Annotated in this window: 6 protein-coding genes and 1 pseudogene; 6 read left to right on the forward strand and 1 reads right to left on the reverse strand. The window is 74.1% G+C overall.

Annotated features, from left to right (window positions below; translation table 11 throughout):
• Nucleotides 1-239: 239 nt before the first annotated feature.
• The 4 genes from JS521_RS32565 to lnt all read left to right on the forward strand — a co-directional run bounded on the left by JS521_RS32565 (nucleotide 240) and on the right by lnt (nucleotide 4,726).
• On the forward strand, nucleotides 240-1,094 hold the full coding sequence (locus tag JS521_RS32565) for a ferric reductase-like transmembrane domain-containing protein (RefSeq protein WP_205086500.1): 855 nt from the start codon (nucleotides 240-242) through the stop codon (nucleotides 1,092-1,094).
• Between the two features lie 89 nt (nucleotides 1,095-1,183).
• Nucleotides 1,184-2,053 carry a universal stress protein gene (locus tag JS521_RS32570; protein ID WP_205086501.1) on the forward strand — a complete coding sequence of 290 codons (870 nt, stop codon included), beginning with the start codon at nucleotides 1,184-1,186 and terminating at the stop codon, nucleotides 2,051-2,053.
• A gap of 70 nt (nucleotides 2,054-2,123) precedes the next feature.
• Nucleotides 2,124-2,636, forward strand: a complete 513-nt coding sequence (locus JS521_RS32575) for a nuclear transport factor 2 family protein (protein WP_205086502.1) — start codon at nucleotides 2,124-2,126, stop codon at nucleotides 2,634-2,636.
• Between the two features lie 347 nt (nucleotides 2,637-2,983).
• Nucleotides 2,984-4,726, forward strand: a complete 1,743-nt coding sequence (gene lnt / locus JS521_RS32580) for an apolipoprotein N-acyltransferase (protein WP_205086503.1) — start codon at nucleotides 2,984-2,986, stop codon at nucleotides 4,724-4,726.
• Here lnt and JS521_RS32585 read toward each other — a convergent pair.
• Nucleotides 4,650-5,555 carry a Gfo/Idh/MocA family protein gene (locus tag JS521_RS32585; RefSeq protein WP_205086504.1) on the reverse strand — a complete coding sequence of 302 codons (906 nt, stop codon included), beginning with the start codon at nucleotides 5,553-5,555 and terminating at the stop codon, nucleotides 4,650-4,652. The two genes, lnt and JS521_RS32585, sit on opposite strands and share 77 nt — an antisense overlap.
• Before the next feature lie 170 nt (nucleotides 5,556-5,725).
• Between JS521_RS32585 and JS521_RS32590 the strand changes: the two genes are divergently transcribed.
• Both JS521_RS32590 and JS521_RS32595 read left to right on the forward strand, forming a co-directional pair.
• Nucleotides 5,726-6,238, forward strand: coding sequence for a DinB family protein (locus JS521_RS32590; protein ID WP_205086505.1), 513 nt, complete (start codon nucleotides 5,726-5,728; stop codon nucleotides 6,236-6,238).
• A gap of 153 nt (nucleotides 6,239-6,391) precedes the next feature.
• Nucleotides 6,392-6,619 (forward strand): annotated as a pseudogene (locus JS521_RS32595) (hypothetical protein); the annotation flags it as partial.

The following is a 6,619-nucleotide window of genomic DNA, read 5'->3' on the forward strand; positions in this document are numbered from 1 at the left end:
GGCCTGGGGCACGGTCATCCTCGGGCTGATGCTGTCCGGACCGCGCCCGAGCCGCCTGCCGCTGTCCGGCCCCCGGCACCGGATCCGAAGGCGGGTCAGAAGCCGTCACGGCCACGACCACGACCGCCGAGGGCACCGCACCCGACGGCGGCGGCCAGGTCCCCGGCCCCCGCCGGGCGGGAGAGCCGAGGCGGCCGACGCTCCGCTCCGATCTGCGGGCCTCGTGGCCCGACGGTCTTGTGGCGCTCCTCATCACCGCGGCGGTCTTCGTCCTGCTCTACATACGCATCCGCAACAAGACCTCCTCCACGGTCACCGTGATGCCGTTCATGGCGGACGCGGGCGGCTTCTGGATGTACTTCCTCAGCCAGGCGTTCGGCTGGTCCGCCCTGCTCTGGGCCTGGGGCACGGTCATCCTCGGGCTGATGCTGTCCGGACCGCGCCCGAGCCGCCTGCCGCTGTCCGGCCCCCGGCTGGAACGTCTGCACCGCACCACCAGCCTCAACACCATGGCCCTGATCGCGGCCCACGCCCTCCTCTTCGCAGCCGAGTTGGTCCGGCACGACACGGCATCCTGGAACTCCGCGGTCGCCACCGCATTCGTGGAGACCTTCGTCCCCGGCGGCTACGACTCGGGGACCGGACGGATCGCCATGCCCATCGGCCAGGCGGCCCTGTACCTCGCGATCCCGCTGGGCCTGCTCTTCTACGTACGCCACCGCATCGGCCCCAAGACCTGGCGGGTCCTGCACCGCTTCGTGATCGTCGTCTACATCCTGAGCGTCTGGCACACCCTGCTGTACGGGACCAACGTCTGGTACGACGGCTGGTTCCGCACCAGCGTCTGGCTGCTCCAGCTCCCGATCGCCGCGCTGCTGCTCCTGCGCCTGATGCGGCCCGCCCGCCGCTCCGAGAAGCTGCCCGGCCGGCCCGGGGCGACCGCCAAGGCCCGTACGGGCTGGGCGCTGCGGCTGGGCGGCCGGCTCGCGGCGGCGGCGATCGTGGCGGCCCTGGTCGCGGTCGTGGCCAGCGGCAGCGACGGCGGCCGCAGCCAGCCTCCGGAGGACACCTCCTCCACCCACAACCACGACTGACACGGCCGAGGAGCCGTCCACCGGCGCCTGCGGGAGCCGGCCGCCACCACGGGTGAGAGCGGTCGGCCCGGCGACGTACGCTCGGAGGCATGACCACCAACGATCTTCCCGTGATCGCCGCCGTCGACGGCTCCACGCACAGCCGGCAGGCGCTGGACTGGGCCACCCGCGAAGCCGCGCGGCGCGGACTGCCGCTGCTGATCGTCCACGTCCGCCCGCTCACCCGGCAGGTCGACGAGGAGACCGGGCGGCGCGAGGCGGAGACGCTCCTCGCCGAGTCCGTACGGCGCAGCGCGCTCATCGCCCCGGAGCTGCGGCCCTCCACGCTGGCCCCGCTGGACTTCCCGTCGGCGGCGCTGGTCTCGCTGGGCCGGGACGCGTCGATGATCGTGGTCGGATCGCGCGGGCTCGGCGGTTTCCGCTCGCTGATGATCGGTTCCAACAGCCTCGCCACCGCGTCGATGGCGAGCTGTCCCGTCGTCGTCGTGCAGGACGACCGCCCGGAGGGGGACGACGACCGGTGCGCGGACGCGGCGGCCTTCACCGACATCGTGGCGGGGGTGGCCGCCGACGAGAGCAGCGAGGCGGTCCTGGAGTTCGCCTTCGCCACCGCGGCCTCCCGGCCGGGCGCCCGGCTGCGGATCGTCCACGGCTGGACGATGTTCTCCTCGATGCTCGCGGGCGGCCCGGTCCTGGACCGGCAGGAGGCGGCGGGCTCGGCGGCCCGGACGCTGGCCGAGCTGACCTCGGGCTGGCACGAGAAGTACCCGCAGGTGGAGATCGTCCGGGAGCCGCTCAACGGTTCCGCCTCGCGCACCCTGGTGACCGCGTCGGCGACGGCGGCCCTGACGGTGATCGGCCGTCGCAAGGGCGGCGAGTCGTTGGGCCTCGGGCTGTCCCCGGTGGCCCAGACGGCGGTCACGCACGCGCTGGGACCGGTCGCCGTCGTCCCCTGCTGAGCCGGCGATCCGCGCGCCCGGTCGACGCAGGCCTCTTGGCCTGGCGGGCCGCTTGACCGAGACTTGACCGATGACACAGCGTGTGGCGCTCGCGACCGTGATGGACCGGCTGGCCATCGATGCGGTGATCACCGGGTACGCGGTGGCCGTCGACGACGGGGCCTGGTCGGACTACGGCGCCCTGTTCACCCCGGACGGCCGCGCGGACTACCGGCGCGCGGGCGGCGTGGAGGGCCCGGCCGAGGAGATCGCCCGGTGGCTTGAGGAGACGATGCGCCTCTTCCCCGTACGCCAGCACCTGATCGTCAACCGCCGGATCGACCTGGAGGACCTGGGCGGCTACACGGGCGACCGGGCCGAGGTGCGGGCCGACTACCTCAACCCGATGTGCCTGGCCCGGAAGGCGGCGAGCGGCTCGGGCGCGGACGCTGTGGGGCAGCCGGATTCCGCGCCGCCCGGCGGTGCCACACCCGACTTCGTGACCGGCGGCCGCTACACCTTCGAGCTGCACCGCGCCGAGGCGGGCTGGCTGATCCGGACGGTCACCGTCCACGAGAAGTGGCGCCGGGCGCCGGGCACGTAGGTCACCTCCACGCCCCGGACGCGTAAGCACCGGACCCACGCCGGGCACCTGACCCAGAACGCCCGGACGTCGAACGCGCGGGCCCCCGCACAGACCCCGGACGCCGGGCCCGCGGGGCCCGCGGGGCCTGCCGTCGCACCGCAGTCCCACCGCCGTCGCCGCCCCCAGGGCCGCCGGGTCCGCCCGTCCCGTGCCCCGCTCGGCCCGCGCCCTGTGTCCGGTGGGGATCACCTCACCCACACTGGGTACGCAGGGGTCGACACACTGGGTACCCAGGGGTCGTCGCGGTGACGGCCGACGCGGTGACGGCGGTCCGCCCGCCCGCGCACGACCGAGGAGGGCACGGCATGCGAATTCCGGGCGGACGTCTCCCGGTCGGCCGGAACACAGCCGACGCCTCGGAAGGCAGCGCCCCCGGCGGCAGCGCGTCCGGGGACAGCACCGCAGGAGACGGCTCCACCGGGGACGGCTCCTCAGGCGGCGGCCCGGCGGCAGGCGGCCGGGACTCCACCGGCACGGGGCCGCTCTCGTCCCCCTGGGTCCGGGGCGCTGCGGCCCTGCTCGCCGGGGCGCTGCCCGCGCTCGCCTTTCCCGCACCCGGGCTCTGGTGGTTCGCCTACGTGGCGCTGGTCCCCTGGCTGCTGCTGATCCGCACCGCGCGTTCGCCGCGCCGGGCGGCGCTGGACGGGTGGATCGGCGGGATCGGGTTCGTCATCGCCGTGCACCACTGGCTGATGCCGAGCCTCCATGTCTTCATCGTGCTGCTGGCGGCCCTGCTCGGGCTGCTCTGGGCCCCCTGGGGGCTGCTGGTCTCCCGGCTGCTCGGCGGGGCTCCCTCCGCGCTGCGGGCCGTGGCCGCCGTGGTCGTCGTGCCCTCCGGGTGGCTGATGATCGAGCTGGTCCGGTCCTGGGAGGGGCTCGGAGGGCCCTGGGGGCTCCTCGGCACCAGTCAGTGGGAGGTCGCCCCCGCCCTGCGGGTCGCCTCGGTGGGCGGGGTGTGGCTGGTGAGTCTGCTGGTGCTCGCGGTGAACACCGGCCTGGCACTGCTGATCGCCGCACCCCGCGCCCGTACGGCCGCCGGGGTCGTGCTCCTGATGTGCGTCCTGTCCGTCACGGCGATGTGGGCCTGGGCGCCCCGGCCTTCGAGCGCCGGCACGGTCCGGATCGCCGTCGTACAGCCGGGCATCGTGGAGGGGCCGGGGAGCGTGGCGCGCCGCCTCGACCGGGGCGAGGAGCTGACCCGTTCGCTGGCGGGCCGGGACGTGGACCTGGTGGTGTGGGGCGAGAGCAGCATCGGGGCGGGGGCGTGGGAGCGCCCGGAGACCGCGCGGCGGCTGGCGGAGCTGTCCCGCCGGGTCGGCGCGGATCTGCTGGTCAATGTGGACGCCCGGCAGACGGACGGTTCGGGGCGGTCGGGGATCTTCAAGTCGGCGGTGCTCGTCGGTCCCGGCGGGCCGACCGGGGACCGCTACGACAAGATGCGGCTTGTCCCGTTCGGCGAGTACGTCCCGGCCCGTTCCCTGCTGGGGTGGGCGACCTCCGTGGGCAAGGCGGCGGGCGAGGACCGGCTGCGCGGCTACCGGCAGGTGGTGATGTCCCTGCCGGACGGGGCGCGGGGGCTGCGGATCGGCCCGCTGGTCTGCTTCGAGACGGCGTTCCCCGACATGAGCCGCAGGCTGGTGCGCGACGGTGCGCAGGTGCTCGTCGCCCAGTCCGCCACCTCGACGTTCCAGGACAGCTGGGCCCCGGCCCAGCACGCGTCACTGGGGGCGCTGCGGGCCGCCGAGAACGGCCGCCCGATGGTCCATTCGACGCTCACCGGGATCAGTGCGGCGTACGGGCCCGGGGGCGAGCGGGTGGGCCGCCCGCTGGGCACGGACGCGAGCGCGGCGGAGGTGTTCGACCTGCCGCTGGCCCGCGGGCAGACGCTCTACGGCCGGCTCGGCGACTGGCCGGTGTACGGGGCGTTCGCGGCGCTCGCCGCGCTGTGCGCCGTCGAGGGGCTACGGGCGCTCAGGAGGCCTGCTCCAAGGCCTCCCGGACCACCCGCTCACACAGCTCATGGGTCGCCAGGGCGTCCCGGGCACTGAGCGTCTCACCCCGGCGCACGGCGTCGAGGAAGGCGTGCACACAGGCCTCGATGCCGCGCTGCCGGGCCACGGGCACCCAGTCGCCGCGCCGCCGCACCGACGGCTGGCCCTTGTGGTCGACGATGTCCGCGAGGTTGAGGACCTGGCGTTTGGTGTCCTGGCCGGAGACTTCGAGGATCTCCTCGGTCGACCCGTTCAGCCGGTTCATCATGCCGATCGCGGTGAAGCCGTCACCGGACAGCTGGAGCACCACGTGGTGCATCAGGCCGTCCACGATCCGGGCCCGCACGGTGGTGTGGTCGACGGTGCCGGGGGCCAGGAACCGCAGGGTGTCGACGACGTGGATGAAGTCGTCGAGGATCATCGTCCGGGGGTCCTCGGGCAGGCCGACCCGGTTCTTCTGCATGAGGATCAGCTCGCGCGGGTGCTCCGCGCACTGCGAGTAGCCCGGGGCGAAGCGGCGGTTGAAGCCGACGGCGAGGCTGACGCCGCGCTCCTCGGCGAGCTTCACCAGCCGTTCCGACTCGGCGTACTCGTAGGCGATCGGCTTGTCGACATAGGTGGCGACACCGGCGTCGAGGAGGCGTTCCACGATCTGCGGGTGGACGGCGGTCGGGGCGTGCACGAACGCCGCGTCCAGCCCCGCGTCGAGGAGGGAGTCGAGGGTCTCGTGACGGCCCTCGGCCGGAACGCGGTGGGCGTCGCCGACCGCGTGGAGCGTGGCGGGGGTACGGGTCTGCAGGTGCGGTTCGACCCCCGGTATGGCGGTGAGCACCGGCAGGTACGCCTTCTGCGCGATATCGCCGAGCCCGATGCAACCGATCTTCACGAGGTCTCCCTGTCGCCGTGCCGTACCGTGCCGCAGTGCGCGACTGTTCGCGCCGCTGTGCGCGGCTCTTCGCGCCCCGGCAGCATACGTCGCCGCCGCCTCGACCCCTGCCGCCGGTGCGTTCACAAAACCCCTGGCCAGCCCCATGATCATGGGCCATCTTGCTCCTCATGACTTTTCCCGAACGCCCCGAACCCGCCATCGACGCCGCCGAACGCCCCATGCTGGAGGGCTGGCTGGACTACCACCGCGAGACGCTCCTGGTGAAGTGCGCGGGTCTTGACGACGCGCAGCTGCGCGAGGCGTCCGTGCCGCCCTCCGCGTTCACCCTGCTCGGCCTCGTCCAGCATCTGGCGGAGGTGGAGCGCTTCTGGTTCCGCGAGATCCTGGCGGGTGAGGAGCTGCCGGACCTCTACTCCACCGAGGAGGACCCGGACGCGGACTTCAAGGTGTCGGAGACCGCCACCTGGGCCGAGACGGAGGCCGTCTGGCTGGCGGAGACGGCGGCCGCGCGCAGGAGCGCCGCCGCGTTCGGGCTGGACGACTTCTCCAAGGGCGTGGGCTCGGCGGGCAAACCGTTCAATCTGCGCTGGGTATACACGCACATGATCGAGGAGTACGCCCGGCACAACGGCCACGCCGATCTGGTGCGCGAGCGCGTGGACGGCGCCACCGGGGTCTGACCGCCCCCGTGCCACCGGCGCGTGCGGCCGGACGCCGGTGGCGCCGTCCCCCGGCAGCGCGGTGCGGGGCGCTGTGCTGACCGGGTCACTCGTGCGGGCCATTCCCGCCCCACCGCGCCCGCCGAGGCCAGGCCGGGCCGCAGAGTTGCCCGGGTGCAGAGAAACAGAATCACCGCGAACCTCCTGGTCGGGTTAGCGGTCACCGCCGCCTCCGGATGCGTCTCGGTGGCGCCCGGACCCGTTCCCTCCCCGCGTCCGGAGGCCACCGGACCGGCCCAGGACGTGGCCCCGCAGATCGTGCAGCCCCCCGCCCGCGAGGCGCTGGAGGTCGTGCCGGATCCGAGCCGGCCGCCCGCCCGGCCGTCCAGTCCCGGGAGAGCC

The sequence above is a fragment of the Streptomyces durocortorensis genome, from assembly GCF_016901035.1.
In the GTDB taxonomy this organism is placed as follows: Bacteria; Actinomycetota; Actinomycetes; order Streptomycetales; family Streptomycetaceae; genus Streptomyces; species Streptomyces durocortorensis.

What these genes read in the sequence shown, in the direction of transcription:
- JS521_RS32570 (WP_205086501.1), top strand. Translation starts at nt 1,184, where the DNA reads ATGACCACCAACGATCTTCCCGTGATCGCCGCCGTCGACGGCTCCACG.
- JS521_RS32575 (WP_205086502.1), top strand. Translation starts at nt 2,124, where the DNA reads ATGACACAGCGTGTGGCGCTCGCGACCGTGATGGACCGGCTGGCCATC.
- lnt (WP_205086503.1), top strand. Translation starts at nt 2,984, where the DNA reads ATGCGAATTCCGGGCGGACGTCTCCCGGTCGGCCGGAACACAGCCGAC.
- JS521_RS32590 (WP_205086505.1), top strand. Translation starts at nt 5,726, where the DNA reads ATGACTTTTCCCGAACGCCCCGAACCCGCCATCGACGCCGCCGAACGC.